Origin of the sequence: Nitrospirillum guanabarense (genome assembly GCF_034653355.1) — a bacterium.
GTDB lineage: Bacteria > Pseudomonadota > Alphaproteobacteria > Azospirillales > Azospirillaceae > Nitrospirillum.
In genome coordinates this window covers 2,610,481-2,634,195 of sequence record NZ_JAYEER010000004.1, presented here as the reverse complement: position 1 = coordinate 2,634,195, position 23,715 = coordinate 2,610,481, and the positions used below count along the sequence as shown (strand labels likewise).

Annotated in this window: 20 protein-coding genes and 1 pseudogene; 14 read left to right on the top strand and 7 right to left on the bottom strand. The window is 70.2% G+C overall.

From position 1 onward, the window contains the following. Nucleotides 1-27: 27 nt before the first annotated feature. From UAA55_RS30375 to UAA55_RS30345, 7 genes are read left to right on the top strand one after another with little or no spacing between them, the layout of a single operon-like run. Complete coding sequence (locus UAA55_RS30375) at nt 28-738, top strand: ABC transporter ATP-binding protein (RefSeq protein WP_322957551.1); 711 nt, start codon at nt 28-30, stop codon at nt 736-738. A gap of 7 nt (nt 739-745) precedes the next feature. Beyond that, complete coding sequence (locus UAA55_RS30370; protein ID WP_322957549.1) at nt 746-2,041, top strand: ABC transporter permease; 1,296 nt, start codon at nt 746-748, stop codon at nt 2,039-2,041. Then, a complete protein-coding gene (locus tag UAA55_RS30365) occupies nt 1,924-3,306 on the top strand; it encodes an ABC transporter permease (RefSeq protein WP_322957547.1) in 1,383 nt (460 codons plus the stop codon). The genes UAA55_RS30370 and UAA55_RS30365 overlap by 118 nt, the downstream gene beginning before the upstream one ends. A gap of 53 nt (nt 3,307-3,359) precedes the next feature. Further along, a complete protein-coding gene (locus UAA55_RS30360; protein ID WP_416235234.1) occupies nt 3,360-3,653 on the top strand; it encodes a BrnT family toxin in 294 nt (97 codons plus the stop codon). A gap of 7 nt (nt 3,654-3,660) precedes the next feature. Beyond that, a complete protein-coding gene (locus UAA55_RS30355; protein ID WP_322957545.1) occupies nt 3,661-3,942 on the top strand; it encodes a BrnA antitoxin family protein in 282 nt (93 codons plus the stop codon). A 10-nt stretch (nt 3,943-3,952) separates the two neighbouring features. After that, entirely contained in the window at nt 3,953-4,240 is a 288-nt protein-coding gene (locus tag UAA55_RS30350) for a nucleotidyltransferase family protein (protein ID WP_322957544.1), read from the top strand. Further along, nucleotides 4,228-4,590: a HepT-like ribonuclease domain-containing protein gene (locus UAA55_RS30345; RefSeq protein ID WP_322957542.1), complete on the top strand. Its 363-nt coding sequence runs from the start codon at nt 4,228-4,230 to the stop codon at nt 4,588-4,590. The genes UAA55_RS30350 and UAA55_RS30345 overlap by 13 nt, the downstream gene beginning before the upstream one ends. Before the next feature lie 141 nt (nt 4,591-4,731). Here UAA55_RS30345 and UAA55_RS30340 read toward each other — a convergent pair. Continuing rightward, a pseudogene (locus UAA55_RS30340) lies at nt 4,732-5,774 on the bottom strand (NAD(P)/FAD-dependent oxidoreductase). A gap of 254 nt (nt 5,775-6,028) precedes the next feature. Here UAA55_RS30340 and tsaE point away from each other — a divergent pair. The 6 genes from tsaE (at nt 6,029) to UAA55_RS30310 (ending at nt 15,668) form a co-directional block, all read left to right on the top strand. After that, a complete protein-coding gene (tsaE, locus tag UAA55_RS30335; RefSeq protein WP_322957541.1) occupies nt 6,029-6,502 on the top strand; it encodes a tRNA (adenosine(37)-N6)-threonylcarbamoyltransferase complex ATPase subunit type 1 TsaE in 474 nt (157 codons plus the stop codon). Nucleotides 6,503-6,504: 2 nt separating this feature from the next. After that, nucleotides 6,505-7,533, top strand: a complete 1,029-nt coding sequence (locus tag UAA55_RS30330) for an aminoglycoside phosphotransferase family protein (protein WP_322957539.1) — start codon at nt 6,505-6,507, stop codon at nt 7,531-7,533. Between the two features lie 4 nt (nt 7,534-7,537). Continuing rightward, nucleotides 7,538-8,329 (top strand): nucleotidyltransferase family protein, encoded by a 792-nt coding sequence (locus UAA55_RS30325; RefSeq protein WP_322957538.1) that lies wholly within the window; start codon nt 7,538-7,540, stop codon nt 8,327-8,329. Between the two features lie 4 nt (nt 8,330-8,333). Further along, on the top strand, nt 8,334-11,366 hold the full coding sequence (gene addB / locus UAA55_RS30320; RefSeq protein WP_322957536.1) for a double-strand break repair protein AddB: 3,033 nt from the start codon (nt 8,334-8,336) through the stop codon (nt 11,364-11,366). After that, nucleotides 11,363-14,893 (top strand): double-strand break repair helicase AddA, encoded by a 3,531-nt coding sequence (gene addA, locus UAA55_RS30315; RefSeq protein ID WP_322957534.1) that lies wholly within the window; start codon nt 11,363-11,365, stop codon nt 14,891-14,893. The genes addB and addA overlap by 4 nt, the downstream gene beginning before the upstream one ends. A 76-nt stretch (nt 14,894-14,969) precedes the next feature. Next, nucleotides 14,970-15,668: a glutathione S-transferase gene (locus UAA55_RS30310; protein WP_322957532.1), complete on the top strand. Its 699-nt coding sequence runs from the start codon at nt 14,970-14,972 to the stop codon at nt 15,666-15,668. On the opposite strand, the gene UAA55_RS30305 is transcribed toward UAA55_RS30310, so the two are convergent. Then, a complete protein-coding gene (locus tag UAA55_RS30305) occupies nt 15,665-17,056 on the bottom strand; it encodes a hypothetical protein (protein WP_322957531.1) in 1,392 nt (463 codons plus the stop codon). The genes UAA55_RS30310 and UAA55_RS30305 overlap by 4 nt on opposite strands. Next, a complete protein-coding gene (locus tag UAA55_RS30300; RefSeq protein ID WP_322957530.1) occupies nt 17,053-18,165 on the bottom strand; it encodes a hypothetical protein in 1,113 nt (370 codons plus the stop codon). Before UAA55_RS30300 ends, UAA55_RS30305 begins: the two co-directional genes overlap by 4 nt. A gap of 643 nt (nt 18,166-18,808) precedes the next feature. On the opposite strand from UAA55_RS30300, the gene trxA reads away from it, so the two are divergent. Continuing rightward, the gene (trxA, locus tag UAA55_RS30295; RefSeq protein ID WP_322957529.1) at nt 18,809-19,135 is read left to right on the top strand and encodes a thioredoxin TrxA; all 327 of its coding nucleotides are present in this window, start codon (nt 18,809-18,811) and stop codon (nt 19,133-19,135) included. 80 nt (nt 19,136-19,215) lie between these two features. Here trxA and UAA55_RS30290 read toward each other — a convergent pair whose 3' ends face one another. From UAA55_RS30290 to trpB, 4 genes are all read right to left on the bottom strand, one after another. Then, complete coding sequence (locus UAA55_RS30290) at nt 19,216-20,517, bottom strand: bifunctional folylpolyglutamate synthase/dihydrofolate synthase (protein WP_322957528.1); 1,302 nt, start codon at nt 20,515-20,517, stop codon at nt 19,216-19,218. A gap of 29 nt (nt 20,518-20,546) precedes the next feature. Further along, the gene (gene accD / locus UAA55_RS30285) at nt 20,547-21,464 is read right to left on the bottom strand and encodes an acetyl-CoA carboxylase, carboxyltransferase subunit beta (protein WP_322957526.1); all 918 of its coding nucleotides are present in this window, start codon (nt 21,462-21,464) and stop codon (nt 20,547-20,549) included. A gap of 109 nt (nt 21,465-21,573) precedes the next feature. Beyond that, nucleotides 21,574-22,407 carry a tryptophan synthase subunit alpha gene (gene trpA, locus UAA55_RS30280; RefSeq protein WP_322957524.1) on the bottom strand — a complete coding sequence of 278 codons (834 nt, stop codon included), beginning with the start codon at nt 22,405-22,407 and terminating at the stop codon, nt 21,574-21,576. Continuing rightward, nucleotides 22,404-23,612: a tryptophan synthase subunit beta gene (trpB, locus tag UAA55_RS30275; protein WP_322957522.1), complete on the bottom strand. Its 1,209-nt coding sequence runs from the start codon at nt 23,610-23,612 to the stop codon at nt 22,404-22,406. The genes trpA and trpB overlap by 4 nt, the downstream gene beginning before the upstream one ends. Between the last annotated feature and the right edge of the window lie 103 nt (nt 23,613-23,715).

Sequence of the window (23,715 nt, the reverse complement as noted above, 5' to 3'; positions counted from 1 at the left end):
ACCTTCAGCCCGGAAAGTTACGCGCCCATGTCCCTCGTGCAGTCCGCCCTGGAATTGAACGGCCTGACCCTGACATTGGAAAGCGCCGCCGGGCGCGTCAACATCCTGAAAGGCATCGACCTTTCAATCCAGGCGGGGGAGCGGATCAGCATCGTCGGGCCCAGCGGGTCGGGGAAATCGTCGCTGATGATGGTCATCGGCGGGTTGGAACGGCCCACCGGCGGCACGGTCGCCGTGGCGGGCCAGACGCTGAACCGCCTGTCGGAGGATGCGCTGGCCCGCTTCCGCCGCGATCATGTGGGGATCGTCTTCCAATCCTTCCACCTCATGGCGGCGATGACGGCGCTGGAAAACGTGGCCCTGCCCATGGAACTGGCGGGCGAGGCCGACGCCTTCGACCGCGCCCGCGACGGCCTGGCCGCCGTGGGCCTGTCGCACCGGCTGGACCATTATCCCGGCCAGCTGTCGGGCGGCGAGCAGCAGCGCGTGGCGCTGGCCCGCGCCTTCGCCCCCCGGCCCCACCTGATCCTGGCGGATGAGCCCACCGGCAACCTGGACCAGGAGACGGGGGAGCAGATCATCCGCCTGATGTTCGACCAGGCGCGCCGCCATGGCACCACCCTGATCCTGGTGACCCACGACCCCAGCCTGGCCGCCCGCTGTGACCGCACCATACGCCTGGCCGACGGCCGGGTGGTGGAGGATACCGCCGTGGCGCGCGCCGCTGTCGCGGACTGAGGCCGCCATGATCACCCTGACCGAACTCAAGCTGGCGGCCCGGCTGGCGCGGCGCGAACTGCGCGGCGGCATCCGGGGCTTCCGCATTTTCCTCTTATGCCTGGCCCTAGGCGTGGGCGCCATCGCCGCCGTGCAGTCGGTGGCGGGCGGCATCCAGCGGTCCCTGACCCAGGACGGCCGGGCCATCCTGGGCGGCGACGCGTCGGTCCGCGTCCTCTATCGCGAGGCGGCGGCGGAGCAGCGCCAGTGGCTGGAGGGCCAGGGCACCGTGGCCGTGACGGCCGACATGCGGGCCATGGCGCGCAAGGCGGCGGGCACAGCCGGCGGAGAAACCGACCTGGGCGCCAGCGGCCTGGTGGAGCTGAAGGCGGTAGATGGCCGCTACCCCCTCTATGGCCGGCTGACCCTGACGGATGGGGGCAGCGACGTGCAGGGCCGCCTGGCGGCGCGCGGCGGGATCTTCGGCGCCTTCGTCGACGACACCCTGGCCACCCGCCTGTCGCTGAAGATCGGCGACAATCTCGTCGTCGGCGACACGACGGTGGAGGTGCGCGGCATCATCGACCATGAGCCGGACAAGGCGGGGTCGGGCAGCATCGCGCTGGGGCCCCGCCTGATGATCGCCATGGACGCCCTACCCGCTACCGGCCTGGTGCGCCCGGGCAGCCTGGTCAACTGGTCCTACCAGTTGCGCCTGCCGGAGGGCACGGACGCTGCCACCTGGGCCAAGACCGTGGACCAGACCTTCCCCGACGCCGGCTGGCGGGTGCGCGACTTCCACAACGCCGCCCCGCAGCTGACCCGCTTCATCGACCGGCTGGCCCAGTTCCTGACCCTGGTGGGCCTGACGGCCCTGCTGGTGGGTGGGGTGGGCGTGGGCAACGCCGTGCGCAGCCACATGGACGCCAGCGTCCATTCCATCGCCACCCTGAAATGCCTGGGCGCGCCCGCCCGTCTGATCTTCCAGGTCTATCTGATGCAGATCCTGGCGCTGGCCGGGCTGGGCATCGCCGGTGGCCTGGTGCTGGGCGCCGTGCTGCCCCTGGCGGCGGGGCGCGCCCTGGCGGGCCTGCTGCCCATCACGGCGGAGATCGGCGTCTATCCCGGCCGCCTGGCCCTGGCCGCCCTGTTCGGCCTCACCACCGCGCTGGTCTTCTCCCTCTGGCCCCTGGGCCAGGCGCGGGGGTGCCGGCGGCGCGGCTGTTCCGCGAAGGATCGGCCGGGCGCCGGGGCCGGCCGCCGGCCCTGGTGCTGGCGGCCCTGGCCTGGCTGGCGGCGGCCCTGGGCAGCCTGGCCGTGCTGACCTCCGTCGACCAGAAGCTGGCGGCCTTCTTCGTCGTCGGGGCGGCGGCGATCCTACTGCTGTTCTTAGGCGCGGGCACCGGCATCACCCGGCTCGCCCGCCTGCTGCCGCGCCCCCGGCGGCCGTCCCTGCGCCTGGCCCTGACCAATCTGCACCGGCCGGGCAATTTGTCGGGCATGGTGGTGCTGTCGCTGGGCCTGGGGTTGACCGTGCTGGTGGCCGTGGCCCTGATCGAGGGTAATTTCCGCCGCGAGGTGGGGGAGAGCCTGCCGGCCAACGCGCCCAGCTTCTTCTTTGTCGACATCCAGCCCGACCAGCTGGACCAGTTCCGCCAGACGGTCCTGGCCGTGCCCGGCGCGCACGATCTGGAAACCACGCCCAGCTTGCGCGGCACCATCGTGCGGGTGGAGGGCAAGCCGGCGCAGGAGCAGGTGCACGACCCCGACAAGAAGTGGGTGGTGAACGGCGACCGCGGCGTGACCTATCAGGCCGCCGCCCCCGCCGGCGACAAGGTGGTGGCCGGCGCCTGGTGGCCGGCGGACTACAGCGGGCCGCCCAAGCTGGCCATCTCCAAGGACGTGGCGCAGGCCTTCGGCATCGGCCCCGGCGCCCACATGACCCTGTCCGTCCTGGGCCGCGAGATCGAGGCGGAGGTGGCGGTGGTGCGCGACCTGGACTTCACCACCCTGGGCATCAACTTCACCCTGGTGATGAGCCCCGGCGTGCTGGAGCATGCGCCCCAGACGCACCTGGCCACCGTGCGCGCTCCGGCGGAGGCCGAGGCCGCCATCCAGCGCGCCGTCATCCGGGCCTTCCCCAACATCACCGCCATCCGGGTGAAGGAGGCGCTGGCCACCGTGTCCACCATCATCGTCAACATCGGCATGGCGGTGCGGGTGGTGGCGGCCGTGACCCTGGTGGCCGGCACCCTGGTGCTGGCTGGCGCCATCGCCGCCGGCCACCGCCGCCGCGTCTATGACGCCGTGGTGCTGAAGGTGCTGGGAGCCGTGCGCGCCACCATCCTGCGCACCTTCCTCATCGAATACGGCGCCCTGGGCCTGGTGACGGCCGTCATCTCCGGCGCGCTGGGCACGCTCACCGCTTGGGCCGTGCTGACCAAGGTCATGAACATGAAGTGGGTGTTCCTGCCCCAGACCCTGGTGCTGACCGCCCTGCTGAGCACGGCCATCACCCTGGCGCTAGGCCTGGTCGCCACCTGGCAGGCGCTCAGCCAACCGGCCGCCCCGCTGCTGCGGGAGGAGTGAGGTGCCTTTCCGTATCTACGGATTTGTAGTAACATTTTCGTATGGAAAGGCTCTTGGAATGGGATGCGATGAAGGCGGCAAGCAATTACCGCAAGCATGGCATTACATTTGAAATGGCCATGCGCGCTTTCGATGATCCGTTCGTCCTGATGCGACAAGACCGTATCGAAGGCGGCGAAATGCGATGGCAGACCTTGGGGATGGTTGCCGGACATTTGCTGCTGTTGGTCGCTCACACTCTTTGGGAGGAGGATGAGCAGGGCCAGACCATCGAAGTCGTCCGCATCATTTCAGCGCGAAGAGCCACGCGGATGGAAAGATACCAATATGAGCACGAAGATCGTTAGAATGCGAATGGCCGATCTTCCTCCGTTGACCGAGGAGGAAAAAGCCCGCCTGGAGGCCCTGGCCGAACGGCCGGACAGCGAGATCGACACCAGCGACATCCCCGAGCTGCCGGATGAGTTCTGGAAGAACGCCGTGCGTGGCCGCTTCTACAAGCCGACCAAGACTTCCACGACCGTACGGATCGATTCCGACGTGCTGGCTTGGCTGCGGTCCCAGGGCAAGGGCTACCAGTCCCGTATCAATGCCATTCTGCGGCGGGAGATGTTAGCTTCCCTCAAGAACGGCTGAGGAGGCGGCGATGAATCAGGAACAGGCGGTCAGCAAGCTGCGGGCCCATGAGGCCGAACTGCACCGGGCCGGCGTGGCGCATCTGTTCCTGGTGGGTGGCCCGGCGGCGCCGGAGCGGGAGGGCGGCGTGGACCTGTTCCTGGACAGCGACAACCCCCGTTTCAGCCTGATCGAACTGGCGGACATCCAGGACAAGGTACGTGCCATCCTGGGCCGACAGTCGGAGGTGACGACGCGCGACGGCCTGCATCCCCAGTTGCGCCCGGGGATCGAGGCCGATGCCTTGTGCGTGTTCTGACGATGCGGCGGAGCGTCATTCTGCGCCTGGGCGATCTGCGCGAACTGCTGGATGGCATCAGCGGCATCACCGCCGGCATCGCCTATCAGGACTTCGCCGAAAGCTGGGGCCTGCAGCGCGCCGTGGAGCGGTCGCTGGAGATGGTGTCGGCCGCCGTGCGGCAACTGCCGCCGGACCTGACGGCGGCGGAGCCGGACATACCCTGGCGTCAGATCGCGGCCATGGGCCAGTTGCTGCATCCCCCCGACCGCCGGGTGGCCACCCGCGTGCTGTGGAACAGCGTGCTGGAACACCTGCCCCCCCTGTCGGACGCCATCGACCGCCTGATCGTGCGGGAGGAAAGCCGCTGACAACCTTTCCCTTCGCACCAATTGAAGCGAAGCGACCAGGCCGCGACTGCGGCCGCCGGAAGTTTCCGGGGAGCGTAGCGGACTGGAAACTGAGGATGAGCCAAGCGGGCGGACGCCCGCGCCCGGCGTTTGAGGGAACACTTAATTGCCGGGAACACCCCGGCTGGTGGAATACTCGAAGTGCAGCGCCTCGCCCGGGTGGACCAGCGGGTGGATGGCGTGCACGGCCATGGCGGCCTCGGCGAAGCCGCAGAGGATCAGCTTCACCTTGCCCGGGTATGTCGCGATGTCGCCGATGGCGTAGACGCCCGGCACGTTGGTGGCCATGGTGGCCGGGTTCACCGCCACATGGTGGTGTTCCACGTTCAGGCCCCAGCTGGCGATGGGCCCCAGGTCCATGGCCAGGCCGAAGAAGGCCAGCAGGGCGTCGGCGGGCAAGGTCTTCTCCTCCCCCTCCAGCGTCGCGACCTTCACGCCGCTCAGCCGGCCGTTTTCCCCTCAAGGCCGGCCAGCTGGTAGGGCACGACCATGTCGATGACGCCGTCCTTGGCCAGCTGATCCAGGCGGGCGGCGCTTTCGGGTGCCGCGCGGAACTTGGCCCGGCGGTGGACGACCATCACCCGCTCCGCCACCTCGGACAGGGAGATGGCCCAATCCACGGCGCTGTCGCCGCCGCCGGCGATGACCACGCGCTTGCCCGCGAAATCCTGGCGGCGGCGCACCAGATAGTGCACCGACTTGCCCTCATACTCGCCCAGGCCGTCCAACGGCGGCTTGTTGGGGCCGAAGGCGCCGCAGCCGGCGGCGACCAGCACGGCGCGGCAGTCGATGGTGGTGCCCTTGTCGGTGCCCACCAGCCAACGGCCGTCCTGGCCCGGGGTCAGGGTCGTGACCTGCTGGCCCAAATGGTAGTTGGGCTTGAAGGGGGCAGCCTGTTCAGCCAGCCGGTCGATCAGGGTGGCCGCCTCCACCTGAGGATAGCCCGGAATGTCGTAGATGGGCTTTTCGGGGTAGAGGGCGGTGCACTGGCCGCCCACCATGTCCAGCGCGTCGACCACGTGGCAGTCCAGCTTCAGCATGCCGCATTCGAAGATGGCGAACAGGCCCACGGGGCCGGCGCCGATGATGCAGACGTCGGTGCGGTGGACGCCGCCGGGGGCGATGGTCTCAAGCTGGCTGGACATGGGTCTGGTCTACTCCTGACACGGCACTTGGGCACACGGCACGCGGGGACCGGCGGCGCAGGGTGCGTCCAAAGGGGTACGCACGGCCGGTCGGCGGTTCGGGTTGCTTTCATCACGCGAATTGATGCGCTAATCAACTGCCCAGTTTGCGGGGCCCAGTTTGCGGGATACGCCCCGCCGGGATGCTTGCCCCGGTAACGTACGCCGCCGCAGTATCCGCCAAGCGCACCCCGCCGCCCACCCTCAGGAGCCCCATGCCCCACACGCTGACCCTGGATTTGGCTGATGAGCAGGCGACGGCCGATCTCGCGGCACGGCTGGGCCGGCTGTTGCGGCCGGGTGACATCGTGGCCCTGTCGGGCGACCTGGGCGCCGGCAAGTCCGCCTTCGCCCGCCACCTGATCCGTAGCCTGGGCGATGCGGAGGAAGAGGTGCCCAGCCCCACCTTCACCCTGGTGCAGACCTATGACCTGCCCGGCTTCCCCCTGTGGCATTTCGACCTCTACCGACTGACAGAGCCGGATGAGGTGCTGGAACTGGGGTGGGAGGAGGTTATTCATGAGGGCGTGGCGCTGGTGGAATGGCCGGTACGCTTGGGCGCGCTGCTGCCCGCCGACCGGCTTGAGCTGGACCTCGCCATCACCGGGCCCGACAGCCGGCGCGCCACCCTGACGGGTCACGGCGCCTGGGCCCCCCGCCTGGCCACCGCCATTGGGAAGGGTTTTTAGCCATGAGACGCGATACCCCGCCCCGCGAGACCGTCATCCGGCGTTTCCTGGACCAGGCCGGCTGGGGCGCCGCCCGGCGCCAGCCCATGGGCGCCGACTGGTCGGCCCGGCGGTATGAGCGCCTGACACTCAACAATACCACCGCCATCCTGATGGATTGCCGTGACGAGGTGGCCATCAGCCAGGTGCCACCCTTCGTCCAGATCGCCGGCCTGCTGCGCGACTGCGCCCTGTCCGCCCCGGTCATCCTGGCGGGCGACGAGCCCCAGGGCCTGCTGCTGATCGAGGATTTCGGCGGTGACGACTACGCCCGCCTGCTGGACGCGGGAGAGGAGCCGTGGCAGCCGCTGTATGAGGTGGCGACCGATGTGCTGATCACCCTGCATCAGCGTTTCGTGCCGGCGTGGGCCCCCGACCTGTCGCGTTATGACGTGGGCCTGTTCCGCGACCAGGTGATGCTGTTCGCCGACGCCTTCGTGCCCGTCGTACGCGGCCGGGCGCTGCCCGCCGGTGCCTGGGACGCGCTGGCCGAGGCGTGGGAGGGCGTACTGCCCGCCGCCCTGTCCCTGCCGCCCACCCTGCTGCTGCGCGACTACCACCCCGGCAACCTGATGCGGCTGAAGGACCGCGCCGGTGTCGCCGCCTGCGGCCTGCTGGATTTCCAGGACGGCGGCATCGGCCCCCGCGCCTACGACCTGGTGTCGCTGTTGGAGGATGCGCGGCGCGACGTGCCGGCGGACGTGCGCCAGGCCATGACCCTGCGCTACCTGGCGGCCTTCCCCGCCATCGACCAGGAGGCCTTCCGGGCGTCCGCCGCCATCCTGGGGGCCGTGCGCCACGCCCGCATCCTGGGGCGGGTGGCGCAGCTGATCCAGGCCACCACGGGCGCGCCGCAGCTGTCCTTCCTGCCCCGGGGGTGGGGCCAGTTCACCGGCGCCATCCGCCACCCCGCCTTGTCCCCGATTGCCCACTGGGTGGAAGGCCACCTGCCCGCTAACCTTGATGCCGATACCATCGTCCGGAGTTTCTGACGCGATGTCCGCCTCTGCCGCCGCAACCGTTCCCGCCGTTCATGACGTCCCCCGCACGGCCATGGTGCTGGCCGCCGGCCTGGGCCTGCGCATGCGCCCGCTGACCCTGACGCGGCCCAAGCCGCTGGTGGAGGTGGGCGGCGCCCCGCTGCTGGACCACGCCCTGGACCGGCTGGCCGAAAGCGGCGTGGAACGCGCGGTGGTGAACACCCATCACCTGGGCGCCATGATCGAAAGCCATCTGGCCGGCCGGCACAGCCCCGCCATCACCCTGTCGCCCGAGACGGACCTGCTGGAAACCGGCGGCGGCGTGCGCCACGCCCTGCCCCACCTGGGCCAGGACCCCATCTTCGTCGTCAACGCCGACATCCTGTGGCTGGACGGCCCCATCCCGGCGCTAAAGCGCCTGGCCGCCACCTGGGATCCGGCGGTCATGGACGTGCTGCTGCTGATGATGCCCACGGTGGCCGCCGTCGGCTATGACGGCCCCGGCGATTACCACATGGAAGCCGACGGCCGCCTGCGCTATCGCGCCGAGGGCGAACTGGCGCCCTTCGTCTTCGCCGGCGTGCACATCGTGAAGCCGGAGCTGTACCACACCATCACCGAGAACCGTTTCTCCAACCTCAGGCTCTGGCAACAGGCCGAGGAAGCGGGGCGCCTGTACGGCATGCGCCACGACGGCGTCTGGTTCCATGTCGGCACGCCCGACGCGGTGGAGGAGGTGAACACCCTGCTGGGCCACCCCATCCTGCACGACGCCAAGCTGAGCCAGCCGCGCAAGGCCGAGCCCTGACCCCATGACGTGGCCTGCCGCATCGGGGGAGGAGACCGGCACATCCCTGTTCACCATCGCGCCGGGGCTGCCGTTCGTGGACGCGCTGGCGGCCGGCATCCTGGCGCGGATGGGCGACGACCCGCTGGCCCTGTCGCGGCTGACGGTGCTGCTGCCCACGGTGCGCGCCGTACGCTCCCTGCGGGAAGCCTTCCTGCGCCTGTCGGGCGGCAAGCCCATCCTGCTGCCCCGCCTGTCGCCCCTGGGCGACGTCGACACGGACGAGGTGGTGTTCACCCAGGGCGGCACCGAGCTGCCCCAGGCCGTGCCGGCCCTGCGCCGGCAGCTGCTGCTGGCCCGCCTGGTCATGCGCGCCCCCGACCTGGCCGCCACCCCCGCCCAGGCCGTGAGCCTGGCGGGGGAGCTGGCGCGCCTGCTGGACGAGGTGCAGACCGAGGGCTGCAAATTCGAGGATTTGGCCCGCCTGGTGCCGGACGATTACGCCCAGCACTGGCAGGTGACCCTGCGCTTCCTGGAAATCATCACCCAGCATTGGCCGGCCCTGCTGGAAGATGAAGGCGGCGTGGACCCGGCCAGGGAGCGCGAACTGCGGCTGAAGGCTCTGGCCGAGACCTGGCGCGCCCAGCCGCCGCCCGGCCCCGTCATCGCCGCCGGATCCACCGGCAGCATCCCTGCCACTGCCGACCTGCTGGCGGTGGTCGCGGCCTTGCCCCAGGGCGCCGTCGTCCTGCCCGGCCTGGACCTCGATTGCGATGAGGCCACCTGGCAGGATTTGGACGAGGCCCACCCGCAATACGGCCTGAAGCGCCTGCTGGAACGGCTGGAGATCCGCCGGGGCGCGGTGCGGCCCTGGCCCCTGCCCGACCCGTTGCCGGAGGTCATGGCCCACCGTCGCAGCGCCCCCGCCCGGGCCCGCCTGGTGGCGGAGGCCTTGCGCCCCGCCGGCACGACGGAGGCCTGGCAGGACCTGTCCGCCAGCTCCCTGGCGGCGATCGCCGACCGGGCCCTGGCGGGCCTGTCGCGCCTGGATGCCGCCACCCCGCAGGAGGAGGCGGGCGCCATCGCCCTGATGATGCGCGAGGTGCTGGAGACGCCGGGCCGAACGGCGGCCCTGGTGACGCCCGACCGCGACTTGGCCCGGCGCGTGGCCCTGGCGCTGAAGCGCTGGGACATCGCCGTCAACGACAGCGCCGGCCTGCCGCTCACGCAAAGTGCCGTGGGCAGCTATCTGCGCCTGCTGGCCGACTGGGCGGCGGAGTCGGCCCCCCTGGCGCTGTTGTCCCTGCTGAAGCACCCCTTGGCGGCGGGCGGGCAGAACCCATCCTTCTTCCGCGCCCAGGTGCGCGACCTGGAACGGGCGGTGCTGCGCGGCCCCCGGCCGGCTGACGGTTTCGAGGGCCTGCGCCTGGCCCTGGCCCAGGCGGAGCCCCGGCGCTTCGACAGCCACGGCGACCCGGATGCCCACCGCGCCCGCCTGTCGGCCTTCATCGACGGGCTGGAGGAAATCCTGCGGCCCCTGCTGGCGGCCATGAGCGGCACGGGCAAGACCCTGGCCGGCTGGCTGGACCTGCATGCCCGCACGGCGGAGGCCCTGGCCGCCAGCGACACGCAATCGGGCGCCGAGCGCCTGTGGCGCCTGGATGATGGTGAGGCCGCCGCCGCCTTCGTGGACGAGTTGCAGGACGCCGGGCACGATTTCCCCGAGCTGGGCGGGCCGGACTATGCCGCCGTCATCAGCGCCCTGATGGTGGGCCGCGCGGTGCGCCCCCGCTATGGCCTGCACCCGCGCCTCTACATCCTGGGCCTGCTGGAGGCGCGGCTGCAGCAGTTCGACGTCATGATCCTGGGCGGCCTGAACGAGGGCACCTGGCCGCCGCAGCCCAAGGCCGACCCCTGGCTGTCGCGGCCCATGCGACAGCGCTTCGGCCTGCCCACGCCGGAACGGCACCTGGGCCAGACGGCGCATGACTTCGCCCAGGCCTGCGGCGCCGCCACCGTGGTGCTGACCCGGTCGGAACGGGTGGAGGGCACGCCCACCGTGCCGTCGCGCTGGCTGCTGCGGCTGGATACGGTGCTGAAGGCGCTGGGCCGCCCCCGCGCTTTAAGCATCACCATGGGCCGTTGGACCGCCTGGGCTGAGGCCATGGACACGCCGGCGGCCGTGCGGCCATGCCCCCCGCCGGAACCGCGCCCGCCCGTGGCCGCCCGGCCACGCCGTCTGTCGGTCACCCAGGTGGAGACCTGGATGCGCGACCCCTACGCCCTCTACGCCCGCCACGTCCTGCGCCTGGAGGCGCTGGACCCGCTGGACGCCGATCCCGGGGCAGCCGATCGCGGCATCATGATCCATGAGGCGCTGGACGACTTCATCAAGGCCAATCCCGGCACCCTGCTGCCCGAGGACGCGCGCGAGCAGCTGCTGCGCTTCGGCCGCCTGGCCTTCGCCCCCTATAGCGGCCAGCCCAGCCTGGAGACCTTCTGGTGGCCCAGGTTCGAGCGCATCGCCGACTGGTTCCTGGCGCTGGAGCGGGAGCGGCGGGCCGGCGGCATCCAGCCCCTGGCGACCGAGGCCAAGGGCATCCTCACCCTGGAGACGGCGTACAAGCCGTTCGAGATCATCGCCAAGGCCGACCGCATCGACCGGCACCCCGACGGGTCTGTTGCCATCATCGACTACAAGACCGGCACACCGCCGCGCGCGAAGGACGTGGAACTGGGCTTCGCCCCCCAACTGCCGCTGGAGGCCGCCATCGCCCTGGCCGGCGGTTTCGGCCTGCGGGCACCGGTGGTGGAGCAGCTGGCCTTCTGGCGCCTGACGGGGGGTGAGCCCGCCGGCCAAGTGGTGGCCCTGAAGCTGGACCCCGCCCGCCTGGCGGCGGAGGCGGTGGAGGGCCTGCGCCAGCTGATCGATCTGTTCGACCAGGAGAGCACGCCCTACCGCTCGCAGCCCCGGCCGGGCATGGCGCCGCGCTATTCCGACTATCTGCACCTGGCGCGCGTGGCGGAATGGTCGGTGGGTGACGGAGGTGAGTCATGAGCGAGGTGCCCCCCCTGGATCGCCCGATCGATCCCACGGTCAAGCAGCGCCAAGCCTCGGACCCGGAGACGTCCGTCTGGGTGGGGGCGTCGGCGGGCACCGGCAAGACCAAGGTGCTGACCGACCGGGTGGTGCGGCTGATGCTGGCCGGCACCGAGCCCGGCCGCATCCTGTGCCTGACCTTCACCAAGGCGGCCGCGGCGGAAATGGCCAACCGCATTGCAGAACGCCTTGCAGGTTGGGCCGTCATGGCGGACGGCGACCTGACCCAAGCCCTGGCCGAGCTGAACGGCCGCCCGCCCACGCGGAACGAGGTGCTGATCGCCCGCCGCCTGTTCGCCCGCGTGCTGGACACGGCCGGCGGCATGAAGATCCAGACCATCCACGCCTTCTGCCAATCCCTGCTGCGCCGCTTCCCGCTGGAGGCGCGGCTGCCGCCCAATTTCCAGGTCATGGACGATCGCACGGCGGCGGAAGCCCTGGCCGAGGCGCAGGCCCACATGCTGGCGTCCACCCAGGACCGGCCGGATACCCCCCTGGGCCGGGCCTTGAAGCGCCTGGCCAGCGCCCTGAACGAGGAAAGTTTCGCCGATCTGCTGGCCGACCTGGTGGCCCAGCGCGGCCGCATCCGCCGCATCCTGGATGCGCACGGCGGCCTGGAAGGAACGGTGGCCGCCCTGTTCCGTCACCTGGAAGTCGATCCCGGCGAGACGGAGGGCGGCGTGCTGGCCGCCGGTTGCCGGGATGAGGTGCTGGACCTTCCCGCCCTGCGCGCCGCCTGTTCCGCATTGGCCATGGGCACCGCGACGGACGTGGAGCGCGGCCTGGGCATCCAGCGGTGGCTGGACCAGATCGACCGCCGCCTGGCCGACATCGCAGCCTATCGCCAGCTGTTCCTGACGGCGGACGGCACGGTGCGGTCCCGCCTGGCCACCAAGGGCGCGCTGGCCGCCAATCCGCGCACCGCCGACATCCTGGCCCGGGAAGGCCAGCGCCTGGTGGCGCTGCAGGAGCGGCTGCGCGCCGTGACGGTCGCCCATTCCACGGCCAGCCTGCTGACCCTGGCCGGCAGTATGCTGGAGGGGTACCAGCGCTGGAAGGACAGCCGGGCGCAGCTGGACTTCGACGATTTGATCCTGGCGGCCAGCGCGCTGCTGACCGGCGACGCCCAGGCCTGCGCCTGGGTGCTGTACAAGCTGGACGGCGGCCTGGACCACATCCTGATCGACGAGGCACAGGACACCAATCCGGAGCAATGGCGGGTGGTGAGCGCCCTGGCGGAGGAGTTCTTCGTCGGCGAGGGCCAGTCCCAGGCCCGGCGCACCCTGTTCGTGGTGGGTGACGAGAAGCAGTCCATCTTCAGCTTCCAGGGGGCCGACCCGGCGGAGTTCGCCCGCATGCGCCGCACCTTCCAGGCGCGGGTGCGGCAGGCGGAACGGCCCTGGGCCATCGTCGACCTGGAAACCAGCTTCCGCTCCGTCGGCGCCGTGCTGCAGGCGGTGGACACGGTGTTCGCGCAGCAGGAGGCCCGCGACGGCGTCTCGGCCCAGGCCATCCGCCACCGCCCCTTCCGCCAGGGCATGGCGGGCACGGTGGAGCTGTGGCCCCTGGTGCGGCCCGGCGACGGGGCGGACACCCCGGCCTGGTCCCCGCCCCTGCACCATGAGCCGGAAGACAGGCCCCAGGCCCGCCTGGCCACCGTCATCGCCGACCAGATCGCCCATTGGATCGCCAAGGGGGAGGTGCTGGAGGCGCGGGGCCGGCCCCTGACCGCCGGCGACATCCTGGTACTGGTCCGCCGCCGCAACGCCTTCGTCCAGCAGCTGGTGCGCGCGCTGAAAGAGCGGCGCGTGCCGGTGGCGGGCGTGGATCGCATGGTGCTGACCGAACAGCTGGCCGTCATGGATCTGATGGCGGTGGGCCAATTCCTGCTGATGCCGGAAGACGATTTGACCCTGGCCACCGTGCTGAAAAGCCCCTTCGTCGGCCTGGATGAGGAGGCGCTGTTCACCCTGGCGCACGGGCGCGGCGGCCGCCTATGGCCGGCCCTGGTGAAGCGGGCGGAAACGGACCCGCGCTTCCAGCCCGCCTACGCCTGGCTGCGCCGCCTGCTGGGCGAGGTCGACTACACCGCCCCCTATGAGCTGTTCGCCGGATTGCTGACCCGGCCCTGCCCGGCCGACCCGGTCAGCGGCCGGCGCGCCCTGCTGGGCCGCCTGGGGGCGGAGGCCATCGACCCGGTGGATGAGTTCCTGAGCCTGTGCCTGGGTTTCGACCGCGCCCATCCGCCGTCCCTGCAAACCTTCCTGCACTGGCTGGCCGCCGGAAAGACGGAGGTGAAGCGCGAGTTGGACACGGGCGCCAAGGACCGGGGCCCGGAGGGCGGGCAGGTGCGCATCATGACCGTCCACGGTTCCAAGGGCCTGCAGGCGCCCGTGGTCATCCTGCCCGACACCACGCGCAAGCCGGTGACCAGCCCCCGCATCCTGTGGCCCCCGGGAAGTGTCGATGGCGCGGGCGATGACGACACGGACGCCGCCCCCGGCGTGCCCCTGTACGCCCCCCGGCGGGAGCAGGAGGACGTGAAGGCCCGGGCCGCCCGCGCCGCCGCCGACCGGCGCCGCGACCAGGAATACCGCCGCCTGCTGTACGTGGCCCTGACCCGGGCGGAGGACCGGCTGCATGTCTGCGGATACGAAGGCAAGACGGCCACCAGCGACGACACCTGGTTCCGCCTGACGGAGCGGGCGCTGGCCGCGGTGGCGCCCAGCCGCGCCTTCGACCTGACCGCCGTGTCGCGCCAGGGCTGGACCGGCGACGGCCGCGTGCTGTCCGAACCGCAGACGCGGCCCCCGCCCGCCCAGCGCGCGGCGCGCGAGGGGGTGGAGGCCGTACCCCCCGCCCCCGCCTGGCTGCTGACCCCGCCGGCGGCCGAGCCGGCACCGTCGCGTCCACTGGCCCCTTCCCGTCCCGATGGGGAGGAACCGGCGGTGCGGTCGCCCCTGGGCGATGGCGAGGCGAAAGAGGCCCGCCGCTTCAAGCGCGGCACCCTGATCCACAAGCTGCTGCAGCTGTTGCCGGAAATGCCCGTGGCGGCCCGGGCCGGGGCCGCCCGCCGCTGGCTGGACCGCCCGGCTCATGGCCTGGACGAAGCCGCGCGGGAAGAAATCTGGTCGGAAACCCTGCGCGTGCTGAACCACGATGAGTTTGCCGACCTGTTCGGTCCCGACAGCCGGTCGGAAGTGCCCCTGGTGGGCACGGTGGGCACGCGCCCCCTGGCGGCGCAGATCGACCGGCTGGTGGTGACGGCCACCGAGGTCAAGATCGTCGACTTCAAGACCAACCGCCCCCCACCCCGCACGGCGGAGGATATTCCCGGCCTGTACGTCTCGCAGATGGCCGCCTACCGGGACGCCCTGAGGCGTATCTATCCGGACCTGGCCATCCGCTGCCTGCTGCTGTGGACCGACGGTCCCTTCATCACCGAGGTCGAGCCCGGCCGCATGGACGCGGTGATTTTGGGTTGAACCTGCCGGGCCGTCGGGAGTTGCCTGAAAAGGGAAAAGTGGGCGATGGGACCCAACCGACGGAGGATCGCCGACGATGGCCGATTATACCCTGTACTACTGGCCCGTCCCCTTCCGGGGGGAATTCATCCGCGCCATCCTGGCCCATGCGGGTAAGAGCTGGGACGAACCGGAGGTCAGCATCCTGGTGGAGGCGATGGAGATGGCGCCCGACGAGCAGCCCGCGCCCTTCATGGGGCCGCCCGTGCTGGTGGACCCGGCGGCCAACTTCACCGTGTCGCAGATGCCGGCCATCGCCCTGTACCTGGGGGATACCCTGGGCTTGCTGCCGCCCTCGCCCCAAGGCCGGGCCATGACCCTGAAGACCGTGGCCGACGCCAACGACGTGATCGATGAGATCACCCTGGACGGTGGGCGGGAGATGTGGACGCCGGAAACCTGGAAGGCCTTCGTTCCCCGGCTGCGGCGCTGGATGTCCATTTTCGAGGCGACCGGCCGGCACCACGGCCTGCAACGCGACCATGGCCTGATGCTGGGCGGCGATACCATCGGCGTCGCCGACATCGTCACCGCGACCCTGTGGTCGACCCTGCGCCGGGTCTTCCCCAGTATCGGCACCGTCCTGGACGAGACGGCGCCCCTGGTGGCGGCCCTGAGCCGGCGGATATGGCGGACCCCGGCGCTGGCCGCGTGGGACAAGGAGTTTGTCAGGCGCCACGGCGACAGCTATTGCGGCGGCCAGATCGAGAAATCGCTGAAGAAGTCCGTCACCTAACTCAATCTTCTGTTCCAGTCCCGGTACATGCGTTCCGCCTCGTCCGACCCCGCCAAGATCTCAACCAGGCGCAGGTTGTTGAACATCTGGCGGCGGACCTCGGGATCGCCCCGGGCGCCGGGGGCGGACATCATGCGCTCGGCCTGGCGGTCGATCTCCCGCCGGATTTCCGTGATCTTGGCGGTGACCTCGCGCTGGATGCCCAGGTGGTTGGCCAGCTTCGCCGAGCGCTTGAGCGCCAGCACCGTGGCCTCCGCCTTCTTCATCTCATCGGGCGGGGTGGAGACGCCGCCGCTGCCGTACATCAGCCTGGCCATGGTCTTTTCCACGTCCCCCAGCACGGTGGTCAGCACGAACTCGCCGATCTCGCTGCGGGCGGCGGCCACCCGGTCGACGATCTTCTTGTCGCGCAGGATGGCCACGCTGTCGTTGACCGAGGTGAGGCCGTCGGTCAGCCGCTCCGCCACCGCGGCCAGGGAACCCAGCTGCTGCACGGGATCCTTGACCCCCGGCACGGTTCCGGGGGCGACACCCTGCGCCGGGTGCGGCGGCTTGGCCATGGTGCCGGTCTGGCGCAGCAGGTTGCCCACGACCACGCCCGACAGGTCGCGGGTCAGGGCGTCGCGCTGCGCCTGGCTGTTGCCGGTCACCCGCATGTCGGTCAGCATCTTCAGGATCACGCCGGGGCGCAGCATGCGGGCGGTCAGCACCAGCAGCACGGGGGCCGCGGCCTGCGGGCTTTCCGCCCCGCCCAGTTGCGCCATGACGCTCTTGATGGCCTCGACATGGCTTTCCGCCAGGTCGCCGATGGGACGTTCGGGCAGGCGCTGCTTCAGATCCTCGATGACGCCGCCCAGCAGCAGCACGTCGCGCAGCGTCTGGATCTGGCGCAGCACGTCATCATCGCGGCCGAAATTGTCGACCATGAAGCGCAGGTTGTTTTCCGCCTCGTCCGCGATGGCCGCCAGCGCCTGGGCGCCCGCCTCCCAGAGCGGGGCGGCGACACGGGCCATGACGCGCGGATCGCGCGGGTCCGCCTTCAGGACGCCTTGGGCGACACCGTCCACCATGCCGCCGTCGAGCCGTGCCCGCACCAGCTTCCAGCAGGTGGGGAGGGTGCCACGCGACACGCGCTGCAAGCGGCGGGTGTAGACGCCGGGATCGTCGAACAGATCCTCCGCCGGGCGGAAGAACAGGCGTGAGACGGTGGGCCGGCGGGGCGGGCGCAGTTGGGTCAGGCGGGGGCGCATGGCGTCGAACGCGCCGGCGATGCCGGGCTTTTCCCCCAGCTGTTCCAGCAAGGCGTAGATTTGCAGGAACTTGGCGTCGCTGAGCCGGGTCGCGTCACGCGCCAGACTCTGCCACTGGGCGATGGCGGGATCGGTCATGACAGCGTCGCCTTCAAGGCTTCGATCCGCATCACCGCCGCCATGTCGAGGGCGCCGGTGCGCCAGTCTTCCCCCATGCGCAGCCAGCGCGTCTGTATCTTCCCCAGGACTTCAAGGTCGTACGCCGAGGGTTCCTTGCCGCCCTCGCCCACCGGGATCAGGGGGGCCAGGCGGAACAGCTCACCCATGGTGGATTGCTGCGTCTCCAGCGGGCTGTCGGACACGCTGTCCCACAGGCGGATGAGGAAGGGCCAGCCGTCCATGAGCCAGCCCAGACGGGTCACATCCTCCGCCACCGCGGCGCGCAGGGTGCGGAAATCGCCGGCGATGGCGCCCAGGTCGCGGCAGCGGGCGTCCAGCCGCGCCAGCCGGTCGCGCGACATGTCCAGCGCCGCCTTGGCCGTCTCGGCCACGAAGTCGGCCAGCTGCGAGACTTCGGAGAAGTCGGTGGCGCCCCAGCGCTGCAGGCTGGCGCGGGTGCGCTCCAGTTCGCCCACCGTCATGCGCAGTCGGCCCAGCTGCTGGCACTGCGGCAAGCCGACGGGCGCGACCAGGGTGGCCAGCGTCTCGACCCGCGACACCATCTCCTCCGCCGGCAGATTGGCCCGCTGCCCCAGTTGGCCCAGGGCGGTGCGCATCAGGCGCCGGCTTTCGGAGCCGGTCATGCCGGTGGCCAGCAGTTCGCCCGCGTCCATGCGCGCCAGCTTCAGCAGCTCGATGACCAGGGTGAACTGGGTCAGCGCCTGGTAACCCGCGTCCAGGGCCAGGGTCTTTTCCGCCGCCAGCGAGGCGTCGCCACCGGCCACCCCCGTGGCCTGCACGGCCAATACCGCCTGGCGCACGGTGTCCGGCGAATACTGCTTCAGCTCCAGCAGGGCGTCGTACAGCAGGCGATCGTGCAGGGTGACGGTCATGACCGTCGGCAGGGAACGCCAGGGCATGATGTACATGCCCTTGCCACCGTTGAAGCTGGGCAGCAGGAATTCCGGTTCGCCCTGGCGGGTGGGCCGCATGCGGGCCTGACTCAGCATGGGGGTGGTGAAGGGAATGGAAATTCCCCGCTCACCAAACGTACCCGGCGAAATATCCAGATTTTTCGCTTGGCTCATCCCAGAAACCGCCGCCCCCCGCTGTCCCTTGGGCCCTTCCCGCCCCATTTTGGGAAGGCGGAATCAGCCTCTCCTATCCAAAGGAAATATGCCAGATAAATGATTATTTGTGACAGAACAGGATGAAACCACTTCCACCCAGTCTGGTCACGGCCCGACCCTTGACTCATCTGCAAGCAAATCCCGGGCCACCGCTGGTGGCTTCCCAACCCCACATATCAGGGAAAGAAGCTTACAGGTGTCGCGTTAAAATATTTCAAGCGAATCGGGCACCCATCTCCGGACAGAGTGCCCCGTACCCGGGCCACGGTCAAAAGCCGAATGACCTCGAAGGACGCGGCCAAGTGCCGGTCGCCCCGGTGACACCTGATCCTACGGATCGAAACCCAACCCGCGGGGCTTGAATGTTCCCCGGTGGGCATTTCCTGCTGTTCGCAAGCCTGAAAAGGAAGGTTTTGCCGCTTTTCAAGGGGGCCGCGCCACCGGCCTGACCCCCGTTTGGGCCCGCCTTGACCATACCCGCCCAGGGCACCTACATTTATCTGTGACATTGGGCGCGGAATCCCCGCGCACCTACCCGCACTAGGTAGGGCCACCATAGGAACCCCCAAGCCCTGGGGCCCTAGCAGCCAAGGATAGCGTTATGAGCGAGAATACGGTGAAAGTGACGGACAGCAGCTTCGAGGCTGACGTGCTGAAGGCCGGCGGTCCGGTGCTGGTCGACTTCTGGGCCACCTGGTGCGGCCCCTGCAAGATGATCGCCCCGTCCCTGGAGTCCATCGCCGAAGAACTGAACGGCCAGCTGACGGTGGCCAAGCTGGACATCGACGACAACCCCGGCGTCCCCGGCAAGTACGGCGTGCGCGGCGTGCCCACCCTGATGCTGTTCAAGGACGGCGAAGTGGTCGCCACCAAGGTCGGCGCCCTGCCCAAGCAGGCCCTGACCGACTGGGTCAAGTCCAACCTGTGATCTGATCAGCCCGTGAGGGCTGGCCGTGCCGGGTAGAGAAAAGGCGGGCGTCCCCGGGGCGCCCGCCTTCTTCTTTTGCTTCAGCCGTTGTCGGCCAGGATGGACCCCGCCAGGTAGAGCGATCCGCAAATCAGGGTGCGGGGTGCGGCCCCCCGGGCCGCCAGGCTGGCGATGGCCTCGGCCACGCCGGCGGCCTCGGTCACCTCGGCGATGCCCACCGCACGCGCGGCCTCGGCGATGTCGGACGCCGGGCGGGTCGCCTCCTCACCCGGGATGGATATCGCCGCCAGACGGCGGACGTAGGGGGCGATGGGGCGCAGGAAGTCCGCCGGCACCTTGCTGGTTATCATGCCCACCACCAGGTCCAGGGCACCGCCGTCCCTGTTGCCCTTCAGGGCGGTCCAGGCCCGGGCCTGCAGGCCCAGCACCTCACCCGCCGAGTTGTTGTGGCCGCCGTCCAGCCACAGCTGGGTGTTGGGCAGCAGGCGGGCCAGGGGGCCGCGCGTCAGGCGCTGCAGGCGGCCGGGCCATTCCACCGTGGCCAGGCCCTTGACGATGTTGGCGTCCTGCACCGTCAGGGGCAGGTGCTGCAGGGCGGCGATGGCGGTACCGGCGTTGCCGATCTGGTGGGCACCCAGCAGGCCCGGCATGGGCAGGTCCAGCGTGCGGCCGTAGCCTTCGAACCTAAACCCGATGTCGGTGGGCAGGGCCGACCACTCCGCCCCGGCCATGGCCAAGGGTGCCGCCAGCACCGCCGCGCGGTCGCGGAAGACCGACAGCGGCACGTCGGCCGCCTGGGGGCCCACCACGGCGGGACGGCCGGCCTTGAAGATGCCGGCCTTCTCCCCCGCGATGGCATCCAGCGTGTCACCCAGGAACTGGGTATGGTCGAAGGAGATGCGGGTGACGACGGCGACCGCCGGCTGGTCCACCACGTTGGTGGCGTCCAGCCGCCCGCCCAGCCCCGTCTCCAGCAGCAGCACGTCGGCCGGCACCTCGGAATACCCCAGGAAGGCGGCGCAAGTGATGATCTCGAAGATGGTGATGGGGTCGCCCTGGTTGGCGGCCTCGCACCGTTCCAGCAGGGTCACCAGGCCGGCGTCATCCACCAGGTTGCCCGCCAGCCGCACCCGCTCATTGAAGCGGACCAGGTGGGGGCTGGTGTAGACGTGCACCCGATGTCCCGCCGCCTCCAGCATGGCGCGCAGGAAGGCGATGGTGCTGCCCTTGCCGTTGGTGCCGGCGACGTGGACGACGGGCGGCAGGCGGTCCTGCGGCCGGCCCAGCCGGTCCAGCAAGCGCTTCACCCGGTCCAGCGACAGGTCGATGACCTTGGGATGCAGCTGACCCAGCCGGGCCAGCACCTGGTCCAGATCCGACACGACCGTCCCCCTCCGTTCAAACTCCAGCCTTAGCGGCTGGTCACCGGCACCGGGCGCGGACGCGACGGCTCGGTGGGGATGCGCACCACGTCGGCACCGGGGCCGGGGCTGCGCAGCAGGTCGATCAGGCGGGACAGCATGCCCTTCATCTCACGACGATGCACCACCATGTCCACCATGCCGTGTTCCAGCAGGTATTCCGACCGCTGGAAGCCTTCGGGCAGGGTCTCGCGGATGGTGCTTTCGATGACGCGGGCGCCGGCGAAGCCGATTTGCGCGCCCGGCTCGGCGATGTGGATGTCGCCCAGCATGGCGAAGCTGGCCGTGACGCCGCCGGTGGTCGGATCGGTCAGGATGACCAGGTAGGGCAGCCCGGCCTCCTTCACCATCTCGGCGGCGATGATGGTGCGCGGCATCTGCATCAGCGACAGGATGCCTTCCTGCATGCGCGCGCCGCCGGAGGCCGGGACGACGATCAGCGGGGCCTGCTGCAGCACGGCCAACTTGGCCGCGGCCAGCAGGCCCTCGCCCACCGCCATGCCCATGGAGCCGCCCATGAAGGTGAAGTCGAAGGCGGCGACCACGGCCGGGCGGCCGTCGATGCGGCCATGGGCCACGACGATGGCGTCGGGGCGGCCGGTCTTGGACTGCGCGTCCTTCAGGCGATCGGTGTAGCGCTTCTGGTCACGGAACTTCAGCGGGTCCACCACCGGCTTGGGCAGCTCGATGGTCTGGAAGCCCGCATCCAGCGTCATCTTCAGGCGCTGGATGGGATCCAGGCGCATGTGGAAGCCGCAATGCTGGCAGACGTGCAGGTTCTCTTCCAGGTCGCGGTGGAAGATCATCGCGCCGCAGGATGGGCACTTGTGCCAGAGGTTGTCCGGCACCTCTTTCTTGGACACCAGGGCCTGAAGCTTGGGGCGAACGAAATTAGTGAGCCAGTTCATGTGCTTAACCTTAAAGACATTCGCCTGGCCGGGGCCGGCGCTGACAAACACCAGCGGGGGCGGCGCCTGATGGCGCGCCCCCGGGACAGGTGAAAGCCGATCTTGTAGCCTATTTCCGCGCGCCGCGCACCCCGGCCGCCAACTCCCCCACGAAACCCAGCACGTCGGGTACCAGGCCGGGCTTGGCCTTACCCTCGGCCAGGTTGGCCTCCAACCGCCGGACGATGGCGCTGCCCACCACGGCGGCGTCCGCCACCCGGGCCACGTCGGCCGCCCCGTCCGGGGTGGTGATGCCGAAACCCACCGCCACGGGCAGATCGGTCCCCGTCCTCAGATGGGCCACGGCGGCGGCGATGGCGTCGCTGGTGGCCGAACCGGCACCGGTGATGCCGGCGATGGAAACGTAGTAGATGAAGCCCGAGGTGTTGGCCAACACAGCCGGCAGGCGGGCCTTGTCCGTGGTCGGCGTCGCCAGGCGGATGAAGTTGACGCCCGCGGCCTGGGCCGGCAGGCACAGCTCGCCATCCTCTTCCGGCGGCAGGTCGACGACGATCAGGCCGTCCACCCCGGCCGTCTTGGCGTCGGTCAGGAAGCGGTCCACGCCGTAGGCGTAGATGGGGTTGTAGTAGCCCATGAGGATGATGGGCGTGTCGGCGTCGCCCTCGCGGAACGCCTTCACCAGGTCCAGCGTCCGCGTCATGCGGGCGCCGGCGGCCAGCGCCCGCAGGGTGGAGGCCTGGATGGCCGGGCCATCCGCCATGGGATCGGTGAAGGGCATGCCCAGCTCGATCAGGTCGGCGCCGGCGCCGGGCAGGCCCTTCAGCAGGTCCAGGCAGGTGTCGTGGTCGGGATCGCCGGCGGTGATGAAGGCGACCAGGCCGGCGCGGCCCTCGGCCTTCAGCGCTTCGAAGCGACGGTCAATGCGGGACGGTTGAGTGCTCACAGGCTGACCCCCAGTTCGCGGGCGACGGTGAAGATGTCCTTGTCGCCCCGGCCGCTGAGGTTCACGACCATCAGGTGATCCTTGGGCAGGGTGGGCGCGCGGCGGATGACCTCGGCCAGCGCGTGGGAGGATTCCAGCGCCGGGATGATGCCCTCGACCTTGGACAGGCGCTGGAAGGCGTCCAGCGCCTCCTTGTCCGTGGCGCTGACGTAGGTGACGCGGCCGACATCGTGCAGCCAGGAATGCTCCGGCCCGATACCGGGGTAATCGAGACCGGCGGAGATGGAGTGGCCCTCCAGGATCTGCCCGTCCTCGTCCTGCAGCAGGTAGGTGCGGTTGCCGTGCAGCACACCGGGGCGGCCGCCGGTGAGCGAGGCGGCGTGTTCGCCCGTCTCGATGCCGTGGCCGGCGGCCTCGACCGCCACCATGGCGACCTCGGCATCATCCAGGAAGGGGTGGAACAGGCCCAGGGCGTTGGACCCGCCACCGATGCAGGCCACCAGCGTGTCCGGCAGGCGGCCCTCCATGGCCACCATCTGCTCGCGCACCTCATGGCCGATGATGGATTGGAAGTCGCGCACCAGAGCCGGATAGGGGTGGGGGCCGGCGGTGGTGCCGATGATGTAGAAGGTGTCGCCGACGTTGGTCACCCAGTCGCGCAGCGCCTCGTTCATCGCGTCCTTCAGCGTGCGCGAGCCGGAGGTGACGGGCTTCACCTCCGCCCCCAGCAGCTTCATGCGGAAGACGTTGGGCTGCTGGCGGGCGATGTCGACCTCGCCCATGTAGATGGTGCAGGGCAGGCCGAACAGGGCGCAGACCGTGGCCGTGGCGACACCGTGCTGGCCGGCGCCCGTCTCGGCGATGATGCGGGTCTTGCCCATGCGCTTGGCCAGCAGGATCTGGCCGATGCAGTTGTTGATCTTGTGCGCGCCGGTGTGGTTCAGCTCTTCGCGCTTCAGGTAGATCTTGGCGCCGCCCAGCTCATTGGTCAGGCGCTCGGCGAAGTACAGCTTGCTGGGACGGCCGACATACTGGCTGAGGTAGTAGCTCATCTCGGCCTTGAAGGCCGGGTCGTCCTTGGCGGCGGTGTACGCCTTTTCCAGGTCGAGGATCAGGGGCATCAGGGTTTCGGCGACGAAGCGTCCCCCGTAGATACCGAAATGGCCGTGCTCGTCTGGACCGGCGCGGTAGGTGTTCAAGCTCATGGGGCGGCGCTCTCATGTCAGCTGGGCTCACCCCGGTTGGACGCCCAGTTCGACCCAAGGGGGGCAAGTAGGCCGCCGACGATACCGGCCCTGGCGGCGAATT